At 47.4% G+C, this 22,938-nt stretch carries 18 protein-coding genes and 1 pseudogene; 3 read left to right on the plus strand and 16 right to left on the minus strand.

The annotated features are described in order from the left end of the window. Positions 1–255: 255 nt before the first annotated feature. From C161_RS32010 to C161_RS17450, 10 genes and pseudogenes are all read right to left on the minus strand, one after another. Positions 256–1,474 (minus strand): annotated as a pseudogene (locus C161_RS32010) (IS3 family transposase). 152 nt (positions 1,475–1,626) lie between these two features. Next, positions 1,627–3,726 (minus strand): glycosyl hydrolase family 18 protein, encoded by a 2,100-nt coding sequence (locus C161_RS17410; protein WP_036671707.1) that lies wholly within the window; start codon positions 3,724–3,726, stop codon positions 1,627–1,629. Beyond that, positions 3,727–5,298 (minus strand): chitinase, encoded by a 1,572-nt coding sequence (locus C161_RS17415; RefSeq protein ID WP_036671708.1) that lies wholly within the window; start codon positions 5,296–5,298, stop codon positions 3,727–3,729. A gap of 384 nt (positions 5,299–5,682) precedes the next feature. Continuing rightward, on the minus strand, positions 5,683–6,738 hold the full coding sequence (locus tag C161_RS17420) for a pectinesterase family protein (protein ID WP_143781482.1): 1,056 nt from the start codon (positions 6,736–6,738) through the stop codon (positions 5,683–5,685). Next, positions 6,735–7,847, minus strand: a complete 1,113-nt coding sequence (locus tag C161_RS17425; protein WP_036671709.1) for a glycoside hydrolase family 88/105 protein — start codon at positions 7,845–7,847, stop codon at positions 6,735–6,737. The genes C161_RS17420 and C161_RS17425 overlap by 4 nt, the downstream gene beginning before the upstream one ends. A gap of 84 nt (positions 7,848–7,931) precedes the next feature. Then, a complete protein-coding gene (locus C161_RS17430; RefSeq protein ID WP_036612334.1) occupies positions 7,932–8,900 on the minus strand; it encodes a LacI family DNA-binding transcriptional regulator in 969 nt (322 codons plus the stop codon). 39 nt (positions 8,901–8,939) lie between these two features. Beyond that, complete coding sequence (locus C161_RS17435; RefSeq protein ID WP_036671710.1) at positions 8,940–10,535, minus strand: extracellular solute-binding protein; 1,596 nt, start codon at positions 10,533–10,535, stop codon at positions 8,940–8,942. 68 nt (positions 10,536–10,603) lie between these two features. Continuing rightward, a complete protein-coding gene (locus tag C161_RS17440) occupies positions 10,604–11,485 on the minus strand; it encodes a carbohydrate ABC transporter permease (RefSeq protein WP_036612222.1) in 882 nt (293 codons plus the stop codon). A 29-nt stretch (positions 11,486–11,514) separates the two neighbouring features. Beyond that, a complete protein-coding gene (locus tag C161_RS17445; RefSeq protein ID WP_047841090.1) occupies positions 11,515–12,420 on the minus strand; it encodes an ABC transporter permease in 906 nt (301 codons plus the stop codon). Between the two features lie 368 nt (positions 12,421–12,788). Next, the gene (locus tag C161_RS17450; RefSeq protein ID WP_036671714.1) at positions 12,789–13,592 is read right to left on the minus strand and encodes an AraC family transcriptional regulator; all 804 of its coding nucleotides are present in this window, start codon (positions 13,590–13,592) and stop codon (positions 12,789–12,791) included. A 117-nt stretch (positions 13,593–13,709) separates the two neighbouring features. Between C161_RS17450 and C161_RS17455 the strand changes: the two genes are divergently transcribed. Both C161_RS17455 and C161_RS17460 read left to right on the plus strand, forming a co-directional pair. After that, positions 13,710–14,933 carry an MFS transporter gene (locus C161_RS17455; RefSeq protein WP_036671716.1) on the plus strand — a complete coding sequence of 408 codons (1,224 nt, stop codon included), beginning with the start codon at positions 13,710–13,712 and terminating at the stop codon, positions 14,931–14,933. A 78-nt stretch (positions 14,934–15,011) separates the two neighbouring features. Further along, complete coding sequence (locus tag C161_RS17460; RefSeq protein ID WP_036671717.1) at positions 15,012–15,794, plus strand: ABC transporter ATP-binding protein; 783 nt, start codon at positions 15,012–15,014, stop codon at positions 15,792–15,794. Between the two features lie 198 nt (positions 15,795–15,992). Here C161_RS17460 and C161_RS17465 read toward each other — a convergent pair whose 3' ends face one another. From C161_RS17465 to C161_RS17485, 5 genes are all read right to left on the minus strand, one after another. After that, entirely contained in the window at positions 15,993–16,721 is a 729-nt protein-coding gene (locus tag C161_RS17465; RefSeq protein WP_036671718.1) for a class I SAM-dependent DNA methyltransferase, read from the minus strand. Positions 16,722–16,867: 146 nt separating this feature from the next. Then, on the minus strand, positions 16,868–18,163 hold the full coding sequence (locus tag C161_RS17470; protein ID WP_036612238.1) for a glycosyltransferase family 2 protein: 1,296 nt from the start codon (positions 18,161–18,163) through the stop codon (positions 16,868–16,870). 160 nt (positions 18,164–18,323) lie between these two features. Continuing rightward, positions 18,324–19,199: a diguanylate cyclase domain-containing protein gene (locus C161_RS17475; protein ID WP_036612242.1), complete on the minus strand. Its 876-nt coding sequence runs from the start codon at positions 19,197–19,199 to the stop codon at positions 18,324–18,326. A gap of 112 nt (positions 19,200–19,311) precedes the next feature. Beyond that, positions 19,312–20,421 (minus strand): glycosyl hydrolase family 8, encoded by a 1,110-nt coding sequence (locus tag C161_RS17480; protein ID WP_036612246.1) that lies wholly within the window; start codon positions 20,419–20,421, stop codon positions 19,312–19,314. Positions 20,422–20,525: 104 nt separating this feature from the next. Next, entirely contained in the window at positions 20,526–20,966 is a 441-nt protein-coding gene (locus C161_RS17485) for a MarR family winged helix-turn-helix transcriptional regulator (protein WP_036612335.1), read from the minus strand. Positions 20,967–21,178: 212 nt separating this feature from the next. Here C161_RS17485 and C161_RS17490 point away from each other — a divergent pair, with 212 nt between their 5' ends. Further along, positions 21,179–21,619 (plus strand): GNAT family N-acetyltransferase, encoded by a 441-nt coding sequence (locus tag C161_RS17490; RefSeq protein WP_036612249.1) that lies wholly within the window; start codon positions 21,179–21,181, stop codon positions 21,617–21,619. A 164-nt stretch (positions 21,620–21,783) separates the two neighbouring features. Here the strand turns inward: C161_RS17490 and rlmN are convergent, their stop codons facing one another. Next, positions 21,784–22,878, minus strand: coding sequence for a 23S rRNA (adenine(2503)-C(2))-methyltransferase RlmN (rlmN, locus tag C161_RS17495; RefSeq protein ID WP_036612252.1), 1,095 nt, complete (start codon positions 22,876–22,878; stop codon positions 21,784–21,786). Positions 22,879–22,938 lie beyond the last annotated feature (60 nt).

Consider the following 22,938-nt stretch of genomic DNA (forward strand, 5'->3'; position numbering starts at 1 on the left):
CGTAACGATCTCGTAGCCCTTAAACACCACCGTAGCCGAGCCAAGAATAAAATCGATATCACCTTCGATGTAACAGTCCTCGAAATACTACCGAAGTTTGCGCCGCACTGAACGAAGATGTATGCATTGGACCTGATCCGGACAACTTCGATTTTTAATGAATAGCCTTTTTGGAGCCTGCTTTGTTTGACATAGCATAACGAAAAACCACCGAACCAGGTGAAGTGACCCCGTAAAGTTAGACAGATTATAACGTTAAACAACTTGTTGGGCATTAGTCCGGTACCGTACCGGACTAATGCCTTTTAGTTTTGCCTTGATGCGTTTGTTGATGTAATAATCGATGTATTTGGATAGCTCTTGTTTAATATGTGAGATATTTTCAAATTTCTTTAAAAACAAGAACTCGGATTAATGATGCCAAAGAAGTTCTCCATGACGGCGTTATCGTAACAGTTACCTTTCCGGGACATACTTGCGTGATGCCAACTTCTTTAAGGGTATGACGATATGTTCTCATCTAGTAGTGCCAGCTTGGTCCGAATGAATAAGGAGTTTATCTTCATTTGTTAAACTGCAAAATGGTCGGTCTAACATCGTGGAAACAAGCGAGTAGACCGGTCTTGAACCAATCGTATATGTAATGATTTCTACGTTATACAGATCAAGTATGGGAGATAAATATAGTTTTTCTCCGAACAATTTAAACTCTGTAATGTCCGTTAACCCACTTCTCGTTTGGCCTTTCAGCGCGGAAATTGCGTTCTAATAGGTTCGGTGCAATCTTACCAATCGAATCTTTATACGAACGATATTTCTTCATATGTACCAAATACTTTAATCCCAATACTTTCATCAAACGCTGTACCTTTTTATGATTCACATGGTGTCCACGATTGATTAACTCATCGCGATTACGACGATAACAATAGCGTCCCTTATGCTCCTCATAAATCGCTTGTATCATGTCTTTTAGCTCTAATTCTTGTCTACCGTACCAAATGCTTTTACCACGTAATAATACGTGCTACGAGGAATATCTGCTAGTTGTAGAAGTGCTTTCACCGAAAATTCGTTCCTTAGTTCATAGACTACTTGCGCTTTGTCTTATTTGGTGAGTTTTCCTTGTTTCGAACTAAGGCATTCAACTTTTTTTTAAATAAGCATTCTCCATTTTCAAACGCTCTACCTCTGCTTGTAAAGCCTCTACAGATCCTTCTGTGCTTTATATCCTTTTTTCATGTATGGGCGCCCCTTTTTCTTTGGTTGAAGGGCGTCTAGTTTAATCTGTGTAGGATATGATGTATAGCCCTTTATAAAAAGCTTTTTCCCTATGATGCTCATATTGTCTAATCCAGTTTAAAAAGACAGAATCGTGAAGCCCGCTCGATTTTGCAATGCTTTTCAAGCTTTCTGATCCCTTTTCATAACGCATAACGGCTTGTATTTTTTCATCTGAACTGAATTTAGTCATAAAAAAACTGCACCTCCAATTGGTAGTTGTGTCTAACAATTGGGGTGCAGTTCAACCAGAAACCGGTGTTTTTTCGTTATGTTCTCTTCCCTATAACCAAGCCTCGCTAAAACTACATGTTTCAATTCAAAATGTGGTAATCCATTTTTTAACTATTGAACCTGCCACAATGCAGGGACATTGGATGGTTCCCACCCAGACAAGGATGTGTGGGATTGCAAACATTTATACGTCTTACCGCTATAGGTGACCAGCTGTCCTACAGTATAGGCTGTATTCGCCTGCCAGGCGGAAACGCCCGGATTTGTCGTTCCTGCTGCCGTTTTCACAGTCACCGCATTGCTCGCAGCAGAACCATTCCCCGCCGCATCCTTTGCTTTTACCGTAAATGTATACGAGGTATCCGCTGCAAGCCCGCTGATCGTTGCTGTCGTTCCGGTCACGGATGTCGCCAGAGCCGCTCCATTGTACACATCATAACCCGTTACACCCACGTTATCCGTGGATGCCGCCCAGCTCAGCGTTATACTGGATGTTGTTTGCGCGGTTGATGCCAGGTTCGTTGGCGCAGTTGGCGCCTGCGTATCTCCACCCGGCTGAGCTGTCGTGCTTACAGTTACAGCATTACTGGCTGCAGACAGATTACCTGCCGCATCCTTTGCTTTTACCGTAAAGCTATAGGATGTACCCGCTGACAGTCCGCTGATTGTTGCGGTCGTCCCGTTGACGGAGGTCACAAGATTGGCACCATTGTAGACGTTATAACCGGTAACACCCACATTATCTGTTGAAGCATTCCAAGCTAGCGTAACCGAGTTGGCCGTCACGCCTGTCAAACGGGCATTACCGGGTACGCTTGGCGCCGTCGTATCTGCTGGAGGCACTGTACCTCCGATAGGCAGATCGGCTTTCAGTTTATTTTGAAGTGTTTTGTTCCGGTCACCGCTAAGTTCCCAGAACATCGCTCCGCCGAGTCCTTTGCTTTTGATATAAGCGGTTTTATATCCAATAGACTCCGCATCGTCATAGCTAATAAATCGCTTGTTGGTCGCATTATAGAGATATGGCACCTTGGCTGTGTCATTCCAGTAACGCGTGTACCCGTTTTTGTTAATGTAGTTGGTCTCCAGATCATACAAATCAAAGGAGCCTGCTTCCCATGTTCCAACGGAAGAACCTCCCGCACAGGTCTGATACTGACCATTGCCCGCCTGTGCGCATCCATCCCAGCCGCGGCCATAGAACGGAACACCAAGCACAAGTTTAGCGGCTGGTACGCCTGCATTCAAATGCCCTTGTGCTCCGGCAGCCACATTAAATGTATTGGCATCCGGCACCCCAGCAGCCGAAGCCGCAGGGTCATAGTTCAACGGCGCGTTATGCGCGCTGACTTTTTGCCAAGCCCCGTTAAAATCGTATGTCATAATATTAATCCAGTCGACGATGGCAGCTATATTGGCAAGCTCAGTATTCGCAGCATAGGTCGTCGATGCACCGCTTGCAATCGTAAGCAGATACTTCTTGCCGTCCACAGCTCCGGCAGCATCCAGCTTCTCACGAATTTTGCTCAGAAGCAGTGTGTAATTTTGCTTATCCTCAGGACGTTTGCTGTTACCATCAAGTCCGCCTGATACCGGGTACTCCCAGTCCAGATCTACCCCGTCAAAATTGTATTTCCGCAGGAAGTCGACGGCAGAGTTTGCAAATACCTCTCTCGTTGCAGCAGTCGCAGCTACATCGGAGAAGCGGTTGGACCATGTCCATCCTCCCACGGAGATGATTGTCTTCAGATTAGAATTGATCTGTTTCAGCTTGTTAAGCTGATTGATATTGCCTGCAATGGGCTGATTCCACGTATCCCCTGCAAATGTCTTGCCGGTATCAATCCATGGATCGCCAAGCACGATCGTTCCATTGGGTACATTGATTGTCTGGCTCTTCTCATTCTGACACGACCAGGTCACCGGGTTAGGGCCCGAAGGGTCCGGATTTCCATGAATACCGTTCCAGCAAATATCGGCAAACGCATAGTTGATATGCGTGACTTTGGTTGGGTCGATGTCCGTTACATTATAGTTTCTCCCATACGCAGCCCAGGACGGGTAGTAACCAACAATTTTATAAGAATCTGCAGCTGCTGCCGTAGCGGGTTGGAGCACAAAAGAAGGAATAATGACGGATAAGAGCAGGGATAGACCCAGGAGAAACTTCGCGGTTTTCTTGACAGCAGTGTGTTTATTTAAATGTATCATCTAATATACAACCTCCTTTGTCGTTTGCGTACTCAGCCTGGTCAGGAACGGACGATGTGCGCTCGAAAACTGGTTATTCGTATATACATCCCAGTTGATTGACCAGGTCATAATCCCTTTTATCCCCGCATAGCCCGCAGGCTGGAGCAAGGTATAGGAACCGCCGTATGACACACCTTTGATTAGGTAATTCAGTGCCTTTTGCAGCTCGGCTGGCGTTGTATAACCACCTCCAGCAGCCTGCTGGGAAGCCGGTACACCGATGGCAATCTGATCCGGTCGTAAGGGACTAAAGAAAGGGCCTGTGCTGCCGCCTACATGAAAGCCTTGAAGCAACATCTCCGCCATGGCCACATGGAAATCAGCTGTTCCTTGGACGTAAGAGCGCCCATCCAGCCCCACCATGGAGCCCGTGTTATAGTGTTGCACATGAAGCAGGGTCAGGTCATTACGCAATGCATGGATGACTGGCAGGTAAGCTCCCCAAGGGCCGCCGTAGCTCAGATATCCACCCTGTACATAGGCCGTCTCCGGCGCAGCCGTCAGGATGAAATTGGCGCCGAAGTGTGACTTAACCGCTTTCACACCTTGGATGAGGTTAACAATTTTCGATGTAGTTGGACTACGGAAATCGGTATCCCCTGCATTCAGAGACAGGGAACTTCCTTCCAGATCGATATCCAGACCATTGAAACCATACGTGGAAATGATTGATTTTAACGAATCTTCGAACTGCTGTCTCTTGGTCGCATCGGTGAGCTCAATGGTACCGTTGGCTCCCCCCATGGAAAGAAGTACTTTTTTCCCCTGGCTTTGCAGATAGGCAATATCGGATTTGAATTCGGCTACCGTCGCATTGTATGGAGTAAAAGCAAGCGTTCCGCTGCCATGTGAAATCGGTTCGGCAAAGGAGACATTAATAACGTCATAGGCTGTTGATACGTTACGAAGTCTGATATTCGTTGAACCATTATCGAAGTTGTGCCAGTAGCCAATCAGCCATTTGCTGCCGGTTGGCCCCGGATTGGATGATCCATTGGAAGTTGTCACACTGAGGGAGGTGCTCGCAGCGGATATATTGCCTGCGGCATCTTTGGCTTTTACCGTAAAAGCATAAGTCGTGCTGGCTGTCAGTCCCGTGACTACAGCCGTTGTAGTTGAAGTACTTGTCACAAGAACGCCGTTCCGGTACACCTCATACCCCGCTACGCCCACATTATCCGTGGATGCATTCCAGGAAAGACTAATGGAGGTGTCCGTGATGGAGGATGAAGTCAGACCCGCAGGAACAGAAGGTGGTGCCGTATCTGGCGTTGGCGTTTCCCCTCCTGAACCTTCCCCGACGTATTTCCACAACGCGGGCACAACAGAGGGCTCCCATCCGGTCAACGCTGTGTGGGCCTGAATACACTCATAATCTTTATTTTGATATGTTACGAGGTCTCCTTTCTTGTATGCAGTGCCTGCCTGCCACTGGGCGGCGGCATCGGCTCTCGGTGCAAACCACGAAATAAGTAGAAGAAATGTCAAAGCAAATGTAATGACCGGGCGGAATCGAACAGCTTGATTCAAGCAAAATCCCTCCTGTACTAAGGATACGTTCACCTTGCAAACAAAACTTCAATTGTCCACCTGCATCTGATCTGTGATCGATTAGAGCCAGCCTCATTCAGCCATCTGATGTTGCGTGTCACTTCACTCCTTTCCCTTGCCAAAATGGACCTTCCCTCTCGTGTTCTTTTTTTGCAGGCACCATCCAAATTTTACAGGGAATTTACAGATCCTCACCCTGTATTTAATCAGTAAAATGCAAAAGAGATAAGGAATAAAATAGTTCTATTGGGGGCGAAAAATGTAATATAGCGCACAAAAAAGGTTTTCTTTCAACTCCTTAGGAGACTTGAAAGAAAACCTGTGTTAGATATTGCGCAGAGAAGAGGGCGTATCTTACCGCCGCTACTCCCCTCTCCCTTCCAAAGGCTGCCATCCATCCACGCCGGACAGAATCAGAGGTACAGTGTACTCGGCCGTTTCCTGTTCGGTCAGTATTTTGGCCCAAGGCACACGATCAGCAGCATATCCGGCACCAGGCCCTGCGCTGTTGTATTCCGCATACTGAACGGTCTGCTCTGCATCTGTCTTGTTCCAGTTGTGCCATCCCTCCCGCTTCACATGAGCGCCGATCCAGCAGTTCAGAAAACAGACTTTGGCATGATGACGCCACGGTCTGCCCAGATACACCGACTGCGGTGGAGCATTGCTGGTCAGATCACAGTCCAGAAACACATAGCCGTAACGCACATCCTCCGGCGTAGAGGCTGCGGTAATCCAGCCGTTCACTTGTCCATCCGCAGCCTCCGCTTCAGTCAGACGATTCTTCGTAAAGATCTCGCAGCCCTTAAACACCACCGTAGCCGAACCAAAAATAAAATCGATATCACCTTCGATGTAACAGTCCTCGAAATACTGCCGCAGTTTGCGCCGCTCGGCACCATCGCGTGGCCCGCCAAAATAACTGCGATCCATGGGCTGCTCCGGCAGCGGGCCGGTGAAGATCGTATCCTGGTGACCGATCAAACGACAGCGGCGAAAGACCGCCCGGTCTCCATCCACATAAACGGCCAGCGCCTGACCAACCTGCTTGCCCGGCCCGGCAGCATTTACGAAGGAAATTCCCTCTGCCGTGAAATCATCAGCACCAATGAAAGCCGTATAGGAATGAAACGTATGATATGGCGACCCGTCCGGGAACTTCTTGAGTGCATGATCATCATACGTAATGATCGTCTGCTCCGCCCCCTCACCAATCAGGTGGATGCCCGGCTTCTCCATATGCAGCTTCTCATGATAGACACCAGCCTTCACTCGAATTGGAACGATTCCGCTGCCATTCTCCGGCAGCGCATCAACTGCGGCCTGAATCGTCACATAATCCCCTGTCCCATCTGAAGCAACAGTCAGACAGGGAGCTGATGATTCCAATGCTGTATTTGGCAATCTCTGCTGCGTCATGGCAATCGCTCCATTTCCAGCGCTGCCAGCAGAAGCGGAGCCACACCCATAAAGGAATCGCTTACAACCGCTTCGGTTACATAGTAGTTGTACGAGCCATCCCGATCCAGGCTTAGTCCTGCGCCATGACAGATCCCGTTTAACCGAACGCCGTCAGCCGTCTCCTCCACCAATCTGGAGGACAGTCCCTGCCATCCCTTCTCCGCTGCAGCTCTGAAATGCGGCTCCAGATACATTAGTCGCACACCCTTCGCAAGTGCATATACAAACATGCTTGACCCGGATGCTTCCAGATAGTTGCCTTTGCGGAAACCCTGATCCAGCACCTGGAACCATAACCCGCTCTCCTGCTCCTGCACGCGTACCAGAGCATGACACATCCGTTCGAAGATGCCGATGATGGTTCCGCGCTTTGGATGATTCACGGGGAAATGCTCCACGCTGTCTACAATCGCCATGGCATACCAGCCCATCGCCCGGCTCCAGAAGTGTGGTGAGCACCCTGTCGATGAATCTGCCCAGACCTGCTCCTTCGATTCATCCCAGCCATGATAGAGCAGCCCGGTCCGCGGATCACGGGTCTGGCGCTCGATCAGCAGAATCTGATGTGCAACTTCATCCCATAACTCGGGACGATGAAATGTCTTCGCATACTCGGACAAAAAGGGAGAGGACATATACAGGCCGTCCAGCCACATCTGGAATGGATAGATTTTTTTGTGCCAGAAGCCGCCCTCCGACGTGCGGGGTTGCCCTGCGAGCTGTGCTGCCAAGAGATGAGCCGCTTCTGCGTAACGCTGATCTTCAGCACCATCCAGTAAGGCAAACAGGTTTTTCCCCTGATTAATCTGATCCAGATTATATTCTTCCAAAGTATAGGTGCCAATAGAGCCGTCCGGCTGGATATACAGGTCCATATGTTTTTTCATAAAATCAACATACTCTTGTTTGCCATAATACTGCCCGGTTCGTGCCATTGCCATCAAGGTCATGCCTTCCACGTATGCCCATCGTCCCGAAGGGAACGCATGATAACCGTCCCCGTCACATTGCTGGATGATCGTTGCTGCAATTCGCTCAGACCAGGATAACTGTGTCTGTACCTGCATAAGCAATTCCTCCTTGAATGTTGTACTCACCTAATACATGTATGATTAAAGGATAACCGCTTCACTCTTCATAGGTTGCTGTCCTTATTGCCGGCACATTGCCGTTGAATTGCGAAGGTTCAGCTTGGGCTGAATAACTACCGGAACATCGACCTGTTCATCACGGATCAACGAGACAATCAACTCTGCTGCCTGCACGGCCAGTTCATCCAGAGGCGGGCCAATTGTAGTCAAGGCCACTTCGGCATATTGCATATCCGGCAGATCATCATACCCGATTAACGAGATATCGCTTGGAACGCTGTAACCTGCCTCAAGCAAAGCCCGGAGCGCACCTCGGGTGACCAGGTTGTTCAGTCCAATAAAAGCTGTTGGCGAATCCGCCCCAAACGCATGATTACGTATGGCAAAATACCCGTCTTCCCAGGAGGAATACGCTGGCAGCACATGGTCTTCGTTAAAATCCAGACCCGTACGCTGTAACGCTTCCCGGTATCCCTCCAGCTTGACGTGCTGGGAGTTGCCGATGAATCCGATTCGGCTGTGGCCCAGCGATTTCAGATGCTCCACTGCTTTGAACAGCCCTTCTTTGCGATCGATCTTGATGTAAGGAGAGTTCGGCGCTTCATCTGTACCCAGCACAAAACATGGCATGTTGAGTGTTGCAAACTTTTTCCAGAACATCTCCCGATTGTCCAGTGCATAGTCCCACAGAATACATCCGTCCACGCGCAGCTGGCTGAAGACATCCACTCCATCATCCGCCACAACCAAGATCATCTGATATCCCCGCTTCTTCAGCTCGGTGTGCAGACGGCCGGAGATGTTCGAGAATAACGGATTGCTCAGCTCATCCAGCACAAAACCGATGATGTTGCTTCTGCCTGTGGAGAGCTGCCGGGCCAGCATGTTTTTCCGATATTGATGTTTCTCTGCGACTGCAAGCACCTTCTGCTTTGTTGCCGGTTTGATTCGGGGATCATCATTCAGCGCCTTTGATACCGTGCTATAGCTCACCCCCGCCAGTTTGGCAATGTCTTTAATGGTTATCAAAATCAATCAACACCTCTCATACGCCCGAAGCCCTATTTCTTATTTCTGTGCAGATTTATAACGATCATATTGTGCCTGTCTGCCCGCAATAACCTGCTCTATATTCATCTTCTTCAACGTCTCAATATAACTGTCAAACTGGTCCAGACTGGCGTCCCCGCTAATAAACTTAAAGTTCATCTCTTCCACATATGTCGTGATGTCAGGCATCGCCATGCTTTCCACACTCGCTTCATCCGGCAGGGCATAGACAAACGGGAACGGTTCGCGCACATACGGCTCCAGTTCTTTATCCATCTTCGCATGCCAAGGGGCTACGACGGAATCAGCAGAATCGGTGGATTGGATGTTCGGCAGATTCACCGGACCAATGCCAAGCTTCTGGATGTATTCATTGTCCTTGCCTTTATCCGTAAATGTCTTCACGCCATTCTCTTCCGTATACGTGTCATCCTTGATGCCCCACGTATAATACGTCTGTGCTTCCTCACTTACGGCATAGTCCAGGAAACGGAGAGCAAGTTCGGGATTTTTACTATCACGTGTAATGCCAAAGATGCCACTCACTGGTGTACGTCCTACATAGAACTGATCCCCATGCGGTCCTTTCAGTGGTAAAATGCCTTTGATGATCGGCTCTTCCGGATTGTAATCCTTGAATAACGGACTGTAGACCATCGACATATACCAGCTAAAATTAAACGTTGCTCCCGTCACATCCTGAGAGATGCGCGACGTGACCTGATCACTCGTAGTACTCGCATAATCCACCCCAAGCAGACCTTCCTTGTACAGTCCGTTCAGATAGGTCAAGTACTCCTTGTAGGCAGGCTCATAATAGCTGAAATGTACTTTGCCCTGATCGTCTGCGTAGAACTGGTTGGACAGATCAAGTCCAAATGCCGGGCCAAAGGCCATTGACACAAATTTTGCTTCCATGGACAGCGGAATCTCATCGGCTTTTCCGTTGCCGTTCGGGTCATCTGTCTTGAATTTGCGCAGCATCGCCGTGAATTCATCCAGCGTGGTCGGCTCGCTTAATCCCAGTTTATCAAGCCAGCGCACATTGACCATAAATACCGGCATGTAGTTGCGGGTTAACGTCTGCTGTGGGATATAATACATTTTACCATCTGGCGTTGTTAAACTGGCTTTAACCGAAGGTGACTTTTCATATATTTTTTTGAGATTCACGCCGTATTTCTCTACCAGTTCATTAATCGGAATGAATAGACCGCTGTTAATGTACTTCATCAGCTGATCCTGATCCGGCAGGTACACGATATCGGGCAAGCCGGTACCAGCAGCCAGCCTCGGATTGACGGCATCCGCATAGTTCTGCGGCGGAATCAGATCCCAATCCACCGTCACACCAGCGTTGCTCTCAATTTTCTTCACGATGGCTGCGGTGGACAAGTCCACATTGGTCGTCCAAGCGTTGGTGCCGAGAATAGACAACTTGGCATCCGGTTGATCCGTCACCGGCCCTGCTCCGGTATAATTGAAGGCTGGCTCCGAACTGGACGGGGTGCTCCCCGCATCGGTTCCCGCCCCTGTTCCGCCGCTACATCCCGCCAGGCTGATTGCCAGTATCGCTGCGATTACACTTTTTCTTCCTGCCCCTTTAAATCTCATCCATCATTCCTCCTTGGTATGAACCATTTTGAACTCCCTTGAATGACATAACACTTAAGTAAGTAAAGCTATCCTTTCACGGCTCCGAGGGTGATCCCCTTAACGAAGTACCGTTGGATAAACGGGTAGATCGTAACAATAGGCAGAATGCTGACCACAATGGATACATAACGAACCTGAAGGGAGGAGACCGCCAGCGCACCGGATGTCATCGTACCGCCCATCTTCTGCATCACTTCCGGCGAAGCCATGATCAGCACTCTTCGCAGGAACATCTGTAAGGGCTGCATATCCTGTTTGCCCAGATATAATAGGGCCGTGAAAAAGTTGTTCCAGTGGAATACCGCATAGTACAGCGTGAGCACAGCCAGTGTTGGCTTAATGATCGGAACCGCCAAACGATAAAGCATCGTCATCTCGTTGGCCCCGTCTATACTGGCACTTTCGAAAATTTCATTCGGAATACCTTCGAAAGCTGAGCGGCAGATCATGACGTTAAACGTAATCACCAGCACAGGCAGCACCATAACCCAGCGGGTGTTGTACAGCCCAAGCGAGGTAATCAGCATGTAGACCGGAATGAGTCCACCCGAGAAATACATGGTGAAGGCGATGAAGAAATTCAGCTTGCGACGTAAGAAAAACTGCTGTCTGGACAATGGAAACGCCGCAAGACATGTTGCCACGATGTTCAGCAGTGTGCCTACCACGGTGTACCAGAGGGTGTTGTAGAACGAAACCCACAACTCCTTGTATTGCAGTACCATTTGGTAACCTGACAGGGTAAACCCAACGGGCCACAATACAACTTTTTGTTTGTCGATGGCATCCACCGAGCTGAATGAAATACTAATGACGTACAGAAAGGGATACAACGTGACAACAACCGCCAGTATGGTCAGCAGGTAGACACATCCGTAGAACAAACGGTCACTTCTCGATTTTTGCATACAGGTCTCCTTTGGTCCGGGTTATAGTCTTACCAGAGTGACATCTTGGTCAGGCGGCGGGTCATGGAATTGGCAGCAAAAACAAGGATAAAGGTGATGATGGAGTTGAACAGGCCGACCGCTGTGGCGAAGCCGTAATTCTGGCCCTCAATCCCCATCCGGTATACATAGGTGGACAAGACATCAGCCGTTTCGTAGGTGGCTCCGTTGTAGAGCAGATATACTTTCTCGAAACCTACACTCATAATGCCGCCAAGCGACAGAAGCAGAAGAATGACAATGGTTGGTTTGATACTGGGAAGGGTCAGGTGCCATAACTCCTGGAATTTGTTGACGCCGTCAATTTTGCCGGAATCATACATCTCGGGGTCGATCCCCATAATGGCTGCAATGTAGATGATGGAGCTGAAGCCAAAACTTTGCCAGATGTCGGAACTCGTGAAGATGGTACGGAACCAGCTCGCATCCATCATGAAGTTCACTTTTTCCATGCCAAGACTTGCGATGAGGGTGTTCACAATACCGTCTGTTGGTGACAGGAAGTTAATAATCATGCCAGCTACAACAACAGTGGAGATGAAGTGAGGAAGGTACGTAACCGTCTGGGCAAATCGCTTGAATGTCCGGTTCTTGATCTCTACGATGCAGACAGCGAATAAAATCGGAATGGAGAAACCAAACAGGAGTGGCAGGAAGGCGAGCAAAAATGTGTTACGCAGCAGTCGCCAGAAGTAGATGGAATTCACGAACTGTTCGAACCAGCGCAGTCCCACCCACTCCCCGCTGAGCATGCCCTGCCCCGGCAAAAAATTACGAAATGCCAACAGCACGCCAGGCATCGGAAGGTACATGAAGATGAGGTAATACAGAAAGATAGGCGAAAACATCAGTAGCAAATATTTATCCCGTCTGATCAGGCTGAACAGCGTGGACATGCGTTTTTTCAACGTGAAACACTCCCCTTCGCTACATAATTACAACGTTTGAATTTTTGAATAAAAAGGAACCGTCATTTCACTGACGTATTTGTTATTTATCTCATTCACATTTTGTAATAACCTATACTAATCTGCATAAAAACGAGATATTTGCTTGGAATAATCCTCCTCATACCGTATTTCTTTCTTTTCAATACTCGCCATAACCATAATTACAACGTTGTAATTTTAATCTAAATGTATACGCTTACATAAACTTTTTCCCATCTTAGCAAAGTCTTCAATGTTTGGCAACAACAAAAATCAGTGGCATGCTGTAACGTACTAAAATACAGTCTCGCATATGCGAGACTGCCCGTTAAAATCTACACATGATTCCGAAATTCCATCGGTGTCATAACATACACTCGCTGAAAGGCTCTGTAAAACTGACTGACGCTGGAAAATCCCAGTTCATAACTGATTGTTGTTACTGAATCCGTTGTAAGGCGGAGCCTCCTGGACGCTTCTTCTACGCGCAAATTCAGCAGATATTGATACGGTGTTGTTCCCGTAAGAGCCTTGAAAGAACGCATAAAATGATACCGGCTCTGATGTGCAACCATCGCCATCGAATCAATATCCATTGGACCTGTATAGGCACTGTGAATGTAATCCAGCACTCGTTGGAGATGAGGGTCAATGAATGTACCGGGATTTACAGTTCTTTTTCCATTTTCCTGCCCCGTCAACATACGTCTTAGATACTTCTCGATCGCCATTTCTGTTTCCTGCACTTGCAGCATTTCGGGCACATCATCTAACATAATGGAATTCCAGCCTCGAAACAGACTGCTGATCTCAACAGGATCAAAAGTCTGGGTAGGTCGAAACTCAGCTCGCCCCCCTCTTAACTCCGCACCTTCGAAACTGCCTAATGGTGGTTTACGGAACTTGATCACAATGACAGCCGAATCCGACCCTATCTCAAAATAATGCTCAGTCTGGGGATGAGCAATAATCCCTATCCCTGCTTTTAGCGGGTATGCATGTCGTTCCTGTACCAGATGACATTGACCTCTGACCGGCAGCGTTAGCTGATACCAGTCGTCATGTACATGCGGCTCATTCGCAAACCCTCCGGTAGCTTTCCATAATTCCAACCCATTTAGCGTCATGTTTAATTCCATCGTTTGCTCACCTGCTGACATTATAGCAAATCGTGCTCACTTTCCAAGCACTTTTCACAAAGACATGATCTGCCCCCATCTTTTATCATAGAAAAAAATAATTCGAGGTGATCTCCCATGGCTCAGGCCACTTTAAGCAAAATGCAAATCAACTCCTCCGCCAATTGGGCACTTGCCGGAGTCAGCTTCGCCCATCTGCTGAATGATGCGATGCAGACAGTGGTTCCGTCTGCTTTCCCGTTATTCCAGCAGACCATGCAACTCAGTTTCGCCCAGATGGGCTGGATTGCCTTCACCCTGAATATTACCGCATCCGTCCTTCAGCCACTGGTCGGTTATATGTCAGACCGCAAGCCAATGCCGATCCTGCTTCCCGGAGGCATGTTATTCTCCCTGATCGGTGTTCTCGGCTTAGCCTTGTCTTCCGAGTTATGGATGCTGCTTGTTGCGGCAGCATTGATTGGTATAGGCTCATCCATCCTCCACCCCGAATCCTCACGAGTGGCCCACATGGCAGCCGGCCGTGGACGCGGAATGGCGCAGTCGATCTTCCAGGTGGGAGGCAACACAGGGCAGGCCATTGCTCCATTGCTGGTCGCCTTCATCCTGCTGCCACATGGGCAGCGTAGTTTTCTATGGCTGATGGGCTTTGCCCTGATCGGCATCTTCATTCAGTCTTTTGTCAGTCGTTGGTACAGAGACAAGCTTGCCGAGACCCACATTCGTCAGCAACGCCCTCTAAAATCAAGCGGCGCAGGGCCAGCAGCTCGGCCTGTGAGCAGGGGATTCATCGCTTTTACAATGGGAATTCTCATCCTGCTGCTGTTCTCCAAATTCGTTTATATTGCAGGCATGACCGGGTATTACGCCTTCTATTACGCCGATGCATATGGCTTGCCGCTCTCCCAGGCACAGATCTGTCTATTTGTTCTGCAATTTGCAGGCATGGTCGGAACCTTGCTCGGTGGCCCACTCGCTGACCGCTACGGACGCAAACCGATGATCTGGTTCTCCATTGCAGGCACTGCACCGTTTTCCCTACTACTACCTTATGCGGGCCCCGTCCTGTCGATGGTGTTGTGCGGAATGATTGGACTCATCCTGATGTCCGGCTTCAGCGTCATCATTGTTTATGCCCAGGAATTGCTTCCTCGTCATATTGGAACGGTATCCGGATTGTTTTTTGGCCTGTCGTTTGGCATGGCTGGACTTGGCTCGGTTGTGTTAGGTTCCTTAATTGACGTGACCAGCATTGCGTTTGTTATCAAGTTATGTTCGTTTTTGCCACTGCTTGGTGTGTGTGCTGTATTTCTGCGCAAGGACCAACCAAGAACAGCGTGATAACCGTTGAAACCTCTTTCGTTTTGTGACTACAATACACCTAGGAGAATTGAGGATAACAGAAGGAAGGAATAACGCATGATTATTGATGTACAGCATGTCACTTGGAAAAGGGGACCACTTACCCTGCTGAACGATGTAAGCTGGCAAGTTAACGACGGTGAACACTGGGCGTTGCTTGGCCTGAATGGCTCCGGAAAAACAACACTCCTGAACATGATCACCGGATATCTCTGGCCGACCGAAGGTAAGATATCCGTGTTAGGCCATGAATATGGTGATGTGGATCTGAGACAGCTTCGCAAATCCATTGGCTGGGTCAGTTCATCCCTGCAAGAGAAATTGCATGGCACAGACCGCACGCAGTATGTCGTGATCAGCGGCAAACACGCCACCATTGGCCTATATGACAAGCTGTCAGATGATGATCTGGATCAGGCACAGGAATTGATGCAAACGCTGGGTTGTCAGCACCTGTGGGATCGCGAATATCGTACCTGCTCTCAAGGCGAGAAACAGAAACTTCTCATTGCCCGAGCACTGATGGCCAATCCGCGCGTACTCATTCTGGACGAGCCTTGCAATGGACTGGATCTTTTCTCAAGAGAGCGACTGCTGGAGAGCATCCGTGAATTATCACAGCGCCCAGATACCCCTTCACTCATCTATGTCACCCATCATACCGAAGAAATATTGCCTGTCTTTAGTCACAGCCTTCTGCTTCGCCGGGGCAAAGTCGTCCGTAGCGGATTAACTGGCGATCTGATGAATACGGAAGTGCTTAGCGACTTCTTCGAGGCACCTGTGGAAGTTGATCAGCATGGAGAACGTGTCTATGTCAGAGCTGCGGCGGATTCATAATTGCGGGGTTATACACAGCAAACGTAACATAGGTGAAGAAACTTAACAGTAAAAGCCCAATATCTTATCCACATGTGGATAGATTTCGGGCTTTTTACTCCTATATCTAGTGTTATCCACCGTTTTCTGTGTAGAACTTTCTAATTAATGAGTATAACTTTACGGTTTCATCTATTTATCTATACGTTTACCAATATCCTATTTCCGCACACCTAGAAACAGAAATAGTGGAATGCGTTGCCTGCGCAGATAGGTTTCCTCGTTTACAAAATAGGCACGTTGTGGTGCCGACTCGCGTAAATGCTCTACACGGAACCCTGCACGCTGCAATGCCATAAAGTATGATTCAATGGAACGATGCATCTTTTTCACACAACCACCCAGCCACTGCTGCTCCCGATATCCTTCTACAAAATACTGATCAACCACCCAATCCGTTCGAGTCCCGGAGGGTTGCAGCGTAGACGTGATCACAGGATGTTCTACCGAAAATATGAATGTGCCATTTTCATTTAACGTGTTATATATCTTGTGGAATAGGCTCTCCACATCCTCGATGTAGTGAACAGCCAGTCGGGATATAACCAGATCGTATGTACCTACCGGATAGGTCCAGTCTTCCATGAATGCCTGTTCAATCTGTGCATTCGTGCCTTTAACCGATTCGTTAGCTGCCCGCACCATATTCAGTGAACCTTCAACTCCCGTGTAAGTTATACCCTCTTGACCAGAACGGAGCAATTCTACGCCAAACCTCGCATCCCCGCAGCCAAGATCCAGTATGCTCTTGCCCGCAACGTCTCCGATCAGCTCTAGCATAACGGGTTTCTCTAACGTATCATTGGCATTCTCCTGCCACTGGCGGCGTTCCATATACTTCTCAAAGTTTTCCTCATTATCGTAAAACTCAGGTCCCCTGTAGCCCATTCCACATGCCTCCGTTTCCTTTATGCAACGTTCAATATGTACAGCCTGAAAGAGTATACATAATGCCAACCAATCTTTCCATAGTAAAAAAGACTGCCTTCTGAACGAATCCAGAAAACAGCCCTTCATTTATAAGTTGATGTTTCTCAGCCAAAACGCTGCGTTTTGTACCATTTGGTTTCTCTCCGGAATAGCTTATCTCCAATAAGCGAGATAAATGCTTTGACGGATATGACCAGAAATAACTGGGCATATGTGAAATAGGAGAGGCAGGCCACAATAAAATTCTGCGTATTGCTTTGCCCAATATCTGCTGAGAGTGCGAGATTAATTTGTAGTACATAAATGTAGTACATTAATGCCCATGCTATTACGAGATACACGTAAACATCCCCTGAGAACTGGAAGGGAGAAATGACATTCGGATTAAATAATGCAATAACCTGATACACTAGATTCGAGACAAAAATAATATCCGATACAATAATAGCGATCATAAACCAGAAATAACTTGCAGCATAGTACAGAACATGCAGTTTAATTCTCCAGCTAGTACGGTCAAATAAATGCTTCACATTGTCGATAACAACCTGGTAATTTCCCTTGGACCAGCGCTGGCGCTGTTTCATATATACCGATAATTGCTCAGGTTCCTGCTGGTAAGCCTCTGCTTGTGGCGCTAATGCAATAAGCTGACCCCGAGTAAGAATATCAAACGACACGGCCGTATCTTCCGTGATCGCATCAGGGTCCCATCCACCAATCTCACGGATCAGTGCTGCCTTGATAATATAGTTCGTACCAGGAATCGTGCCCAGTTTGAATAACTCCCATAGCCCCGTATGGTGAACACGTTGGACCGTTACAAGTTCCAGATTAATGCAACGGGAGAGAAAATTCTGACCCCGATTACGAGCTTTGTTTCGACCAAATACAGCACCATACTTCTCCGGGTTTTCCAATGCTTTTTGTGTCAAAAACATCAATGCATTCCGCTCAGGCGCCGCATCTGCGTCATAGATACATATCCATTCTCCCCACGCCAGTTCAAGGCCATCATTCAAAGCTCCCGACTTCCCACCTGTACCGGTACGCTCCAGAATGGTAAAGTCACGATCTGCATAACTCGTCTTGGCCTTGAGTTCCTTCAGGCGCTCTGCTGTATTATCTGTACAATTATCTGCAATAACAATAACTTGAACTTTATGCTCAGGGTAGTTCAGACGCAATATATGCTCAACGGTAGACACGATAACTACCCCTTCATTATGCGCAGGCACCATGACAGTCACAGTGGGGTAATCATCCATACTTTCAGGAATTTGAATTCCCTTTTTTTCTTGTTTGTTAATGAAACGAATAGCTCCAGCCATAATGACAATCGACTCGGTGACGGATATCCAAATACTGAGGATGGACATCAACAGCAGGAAATCAGCCATTCAATTTCCTCCGATCATATTTCCTGTTAATTTTCCCTCGAAAACGAAGAGTCGCAAAGGTTAATATAAGAATCGTAATGGCAAAGAAACTGCTAACTACAATACATAATGGAACAAACCATGTTAAATAATTCACAGAAATACTCCTCCCCCATAGCATCTAGATGTATTCACCAATGAGATCTGTCTCTGTGTTCCGTTCCAGTGCCGCAATAACAGCATCGATATCCTCATACTTACTGAATTGTTCCTTCTGAAATACCAGTGCACCCGATCGAATAACCGTCTGCAACTCATTTCCCTTTTTATCGATGATTTGCAGATCCATCATGGCTTTTTTGATCCGTTGTGTCAGGATGGGCAAGTACTCCACATTGGTCATTGGACAGATAATCACAAAACGTCCTCGATCCACAAAAAATTTATAATCCTCAAACCGAATCTGCTTCTGTATGGTAGTGGATAGTTCAAGAAGGAACTGTGCATAACGTACGGAACCGAGTGATTCCAGTACCAACGGCAAAAACTCGATCTTGAACATCGCCATGCTGAATCCATATTGCTCCGAATAACGTCTGGCTAGATTACTTTGCTTAACAAGCGTATCCGCAAGTGCATCCTTATTACCCAGAGAGGTATCCAGGTCAATCTCCGGATTACGCTCCTGAAGCTCCTGCAGACGCTCCATGACACGCGCATTGCGCACAAGACTTGCCTTGATAAAAGCAGCCACAGCCACATTGGCTGGAATGAGCAGCCACCAAGAGAACGTAAGTACACTTACATCCGCGTAGGTAACAAGCCATACAAAATAAGAGACCAGATAGATAAATCCGGCGACGACAGATACCCCGACAGGTATCACAAAACCCAGGATCAGCGCTCCAAGCGACACAATACTAAACACCACATCCAGTGTAGTATAACTCTGATTCATATAAATCTTAAGATAGACAACGAGCTGCTGGATTACGGCTAATCCAATCAAACTCGCATATCCCCATGCAATACGAAGGATGGGTGCTTTATTCCTCATAGGTTTCTTCTCTCCAGTAGATTGGTTAGTGATATTTCGAGTAAACAATATATGACATGAATAGACAAACATCATGTTAACACATTGTTGAATATATTAAATGACATTTTTATTACTTTTTAAGTAACTTTTGTAATTCAGTCTCCCCAAGCAAAGGAAACAGGTTATCAAACATATGTGTGTTTCCACTAAATACATATCCGCCTGGATAACTGGCGTCCAGACTACGCATGCTGATCATATGCTTATACAGCTGTTTCGCCCATTTTGGATCACCTGACTGAACCGCAAGCAGCATCGCGAGTCCATATACGGATGGAGATTGGTAAGATACCGCAGGTGTGCGAGTACTACGCTTATATTGTCCCGGCAGCTGATGACGGGTATTGAATTCTTTTTTCAAAAAAGCAATGAGCTTGTCCGGTTTGCGGCTGGTCGCAGTTAGATGGTTCGCTACGATCAGCTGATCAATCAGATTCACTGTGTCATCATATGTATACTCTTTCGTCCCCACATTGAATGTTTTCGGATAAAATATCCCGTCATCCGGCATACTCTTCAACATAGATTCGTACTTGGCATATGTGCCCGGCTCCAGCAATTCATGCTTCTCCATTAATTGGAGAGACGGTAGATCCACATAAACCAGGCTTAACATATCCGCGGAGTAACCATTGCCAAAATCGTGAAAATCAACATAATATCCTTTATTCTGAACCGACTGCGTCAGTGTACGGGAAATATCCGAGGCCGTTGCCATTTTGGCTTCTCTTCCCTGTTGCCATTGATCTGCTGCCTTTAATAAGGCACCGACAATTCGGAAATCATCACCGAGCGCGTTGGTGGTCACGTGAGATTTTCCCTCAGCATCCAGCTTCCAGGCAATATATTTTTGCGGCATGAGGAAATAGGTCGTCAGCAGCTCATAGCTTTGCTCAAATAACGCCTGATCGTTCTTGGCTACAGCATATTGCATCCAAAGACCAAGTGATTCAGATAAAACCTCTCTGCCTGCTACGATATCCGCTTTTTCGGATGTGGCATCCTGCAAATAGGACGCAAGTAAACCATTGGGATTGGTCATATGATCTTGGACAAAGGATACTGTAGGGGATAATTCATTCATCACGAACCGCTCCTTCATGAAAATAATGAACGCTGCTGCAATACTGACCACCAATATGACCAACCACGTTACTGTTTTCCGGTTCATTCTCTTCATGATTCCCTCCTGTACTTTTGCTATTGTGAGATAATGACTACTCTGCTCCTTGAGATCGGTTCGGCTAGGGTCTGGGGTGTAGGGGTCAAGGATAGAGGTATTGTTCATTCTGAGATATCCATGTAGGACCGCCGTCCGCCCTTTTTGACAAATTTCCAGTCTACCTCGATGTTGTGGCGCATTCGGCGGAGAAGCTTAACCGCGGTCTCTATCTCTTCATCCGTAAAGCCGTCCAGCGTCACCTGGTCGGAATGCTCGCCCTCTTTACGAATGAATTCCCATGCTTTCAGGCCAGCTTCTGTCGGATATAACAACTTGTTCTTCTTATTGTCTATTGCCGACTGTTTGACAATAAATCCATCGGATTCGAGTTTGCTAATCGCTCTGGCCGCTGTCGTTCGATCTACTTTGATTAGTTCAGCCAGCTGGTTGGGAATAATGCCCGGATTCTCACATATGCGATAAAGATACAGATATTGGCCTCGGGACAAGTTCAGATGTTGAAATTCGACATTGCTGATCGAATCCAGACAGCGGGCAATCATGCCAATTTCACGCAACACTTCTTTTTTATCAGTCAATGCGCTCACGCCCTTTTATAAAATTGTTGCATTCACAACATAAATAGTGATATAACTACAGTTAAATTGAATTGAATTTTAACCATCATACTCACATGGAACGGCTGCAATGATTATGCTATACACCAGTTTATCATGCCCGGTTATGATTACTATCGTCCAAAGGAGAAACATTCATGAATACAACGATTGTTGAAGTTAATAATCAGGAATTGCTCGATGCCTGCTTCGCCATTCGTACGGCTATTTTCGTCGAAGAACAAGGCGTATCCGCAGCGGACGAATTCGATGCTTATGATACATTAGACGCGGAGGTGCGCCACATTCTGCTCTACGTAGACGGTGTACCTGCTGCTTCCTCCAGACTGCGCATTGTGGAAAAGGTCGCCAAATTGGAACGGATCTGTGTCATGCTTGATTACCGCAAACACGGCCTGGGCCGTGTGCTGATCGACAAACTGGAGCAGATGGCTGTTGCTGATGGTCTTGAGAAAGCCAAGCTGCACGCACAGGTACAAGCTTCCGGGTTCTACGAACGTCTCGGATATGCACCCGCGTCGGAAGTATTTATGGAAGATGGCATTCCCCATCTGCTGATGACCAAAAAACTGAAATAATGACATTCCAAAAAAACGCCTCCGTTATCACTTCTCAGTGATATACAGAGGCGTTTTGCATTCAGGCAACGCATTCGCGAACTCAACAACGGGCGTACAAAGTACAGGCACTAATAATTATACAACCAAGTATCCTAACTTACTTGCCAGCTCCGCGTTGTATCTTATCCCAGTGCCAGACGGCCTGGTTCGGATTCGACAGCGTTGTTCTTCATTTGTTTACTGCGCAACTGTCCGCAGGCAGCATCGATATCGGTACCATGTTCCATACGTACAGTGGAGTTGATGTTGTTCTTTTTGAGTGTATCATAGAAGCCCAGAATCGACTCTTCTGTACTCCGTTGATACTGACTGTGCTCATCCACCGGGTTGTATGGGATCAGATTCACACTGACCATACTTCTGCGACTGGACAACAGTTCAGCGAGCTCCGCGGCATGCTCACGTTGATCGTTAACATCACGTAACAGGATGTACTCAAACATGATGCGTTTGTTCGTTGTAGCCAGATAATAATCCACCGCATCCATCAATTGCTCAATCGGAAAAGCCCGGTTGATCTTCATGATGTGTGTACGCAGTTCATTATTAGGTGCATGCAGAGAGATCGCTAAGTTAACCTGCAGACTGCTGTCTGCAAATTCCTTGATCTTGTCCGGAAGGCCACTCGTGGACACAGTAATCCGTTTGGCGGCAAGTGCCAGTCCTTTGCGATCCTTGATGACTTCGATGAAATCACTCATGTGCTGGAAGTTGTCGAATGGTTCACCAATCCCCATCACAACCACGTTAGTTACCCTCTCGTCTTGACCCGCTGCATCCAGATGTCGCTGCACATGCATAATCTGTTCCACAATCTCTCCAGCGGTCAGGTCACGGCTCTTCTTGATCAGACCGCTCGCACAGAAGCTACAGCCAATATTACAACCCACTTGTGTGGTTACACAGACGGTAAGTCCGTATTTCTGTCGCATTAATACCGTCTCAATCAGGTTGCCGTCCTGCATCCGAAGCAGAAACTTCACGGTACCATCTGCCGATTCCTGCTTCACATGTTCGCTCAGCGAGTTCATGGTGAAATGCTCGGAAAGAACATCCAGACATTCTTGACGGACATCAGACATCGCGGGAAAATCGTGTACACGCTCTTGATATAACCATTCCCAGATCCGGGATGCACGGGATTTTTTCTGCCCATGCTCCGGCAGCCAGGAACGTAATTGCTCTAATGTTAATCCATATATGGATGATTTGTTCATTGTATAATCCTCTTTTCGCAAAAAAGCATATGGCTTATCGGTCCTACCTAAAAAACCTCT

Origin of the sequence: Paenibacillus sp. FSL R5-192 (genome assembly GCF_000517845.1) — a bacterium.
GTDB lineage: Bacteria > Bacillota > Bacilli > Paenibacillales > Paenibacillaceae > Paenibacillus > Paenibacillus amylolyticus.